The following is a 1,605-nucleotide window of genomic DNA, read 5'->3' as shown; positions in this document are numbered from 1 at the left end:
AACAAGTTTTGCGGCGATGGTCTCATTGGCCTGCGCTATGCGGTGCTTGCGACAATACTTTACGTACAGAGCCTAGTTACTGATCGCCAAAATACTCGCCTGGTACGAAGGTTAAAGTTAACGAATCATAGTGTGTGTTGAATAGGGCAGTTATATTGAATTCGCTTGGGTTTGATTTGAATTGTATTTTTTTGTAATAAATAGGAGTGTTTGTTGCGGGGTTTTGGTGCTGCTTTTATGTTGGTTATTCCAGATGTTTATCAAGCTCTTCTTGCGTAGTGGTTATGGTGCTGAATGCCTTGCATATGAAAGCTGGAGAAATACTAGCGTGGGATGTGGGTGCGATGGTGAGTAGGATGTTTCTGATTAGGCGTTTTTTGTTGTCTGGTTGTTTGTTGGCAGTGGAAGTTCGTCCATAATTGTACGTGCGAAGTCCTTTGCTATAGGTGCGTGTTAATGATCGACTCAATAAGCGTTCTGCACGGAAAAAAAGCTTTGTCATCCTTAAAGGAAATTGAGGTTTTTCACTTTACTCTTCAGCAATCCAGTCTGCTTCAATTGTTTTCCGACGATCTGGCCGCACTGGGTGGGCCGCAGGTAATGGGTGTGAACTCCAGGGCATCAATTGCAGCTGCCAAGTTGAGGCTCTTGTTATCGAAAGGGCAGCGTAAGTTGCTGGATGCTTATTCTGATGGGTGCGTTTCTTTATTGATATTTGAAGGAATGCAAAAAGTAACTGATATGGCGCCTCCAGATGAACTGCCTGGATTGGCCACGTTGGAGCAAAGTCGAGACGTATTGCGCTTGGCCTCACGCAATCAAATTTTGTTGAAGTTGGTGGGTAATGACGCCTTTGCTTATGATATAGATAACGAAGGGAGGCTGGTACGGTTAGTCGCCAACTTCAAGGGCGGAGGACATAATAAAATAAATGCTGAGCCGCAAGTCACAGAGCTGAGTTCGCATTCGGGATTGCACTGGGTGCCCATACGGAAGCGCCCTATTGGTGTGCCATGCAAGCGAAGGATGGGCACTCCCCTTCTCCCGCATCCTTGATACTGTCGGCGCTATGGAATCCGTGCATGGAGCCAACCTCGGTCATTCCGCTCACCCCGTTACTCGATGAGATTGGCGTAGTCCATTGTCTAGCCTTGACCACAGGGAATTTCAAGTTCACGCGCAGTGACTCTTTTGTTAGCGGCAAAGGAGAGGATGGATGTAATGTTTCAATTCTAGAATTCGATCAAAAAGTTGGTTTTGCAGCTCGTTTTAATTCCTATCGCTTTTCGGTGGATGAGAGGGCCTCATTATACGTTAAAAATGCGTATGAGGCATTGTGTCGGAGTGTTGCAAGTGCGACGCCTTTTAAACATGTGCTGACGCAGGAGTCAGCCATCGTTATTAATAATGTACGAGCTCTACATTGTCGCGATACTGTTCGTGATAATAGACGTGTCTTAGTGCGAATTTTTGGGATGTCAAAGTTTACCTTGCCGCTCATGGTTTCAGAAGATCCTCTAGTGCTTAGGGAAGGTCTGAAGTAGTCAGCGATTTTTGATGCCCTCCTTGGTTGAGGTTCAAAAAACGCTGGCTTGGTCAGAAATC

General features: G+C 45.8%; 2 protein-coding genes. Both read left to right on the top strand.

Translation table 11 applies throughout. The features are described from left to right. Positions 1-456 precede the first annotated feature (456 nt). Entirely contained in the window at positions 457-1,056 is a 600-nt protein-coding gene (locus tag GHN92_RS24315) for a hypothetical protein (protein ID WP_256666563.1), read from the top strand. Between the two features lie 26 nt (positions 1,057-1,082). Next, entirely contained in the window at positions 1,083-1,544 is a 462-nt protein-coding gene (locus GHN92_RS24310) for a hypothetical protein (protein WP_256666562.1), read from the top strand. Positions 1,545-1,605: the final 61 nt, after the last annotated feature.

Source organism: Pseudomonas sp. FSL R10-2964 (genome assembly GCF_009600035.1).
GTDB lineage: Bacteria > Pseudomonadota > Gammaproteobacteria > Pseudomonadales > Pseudomonadaceae > Aquipseudomonas > Aquipseudomonas bubulae.
Note: the sequence above shows the minus strand (reverse complement) of the source record. Positions and strands in the feature narration are given on the sequence as shown.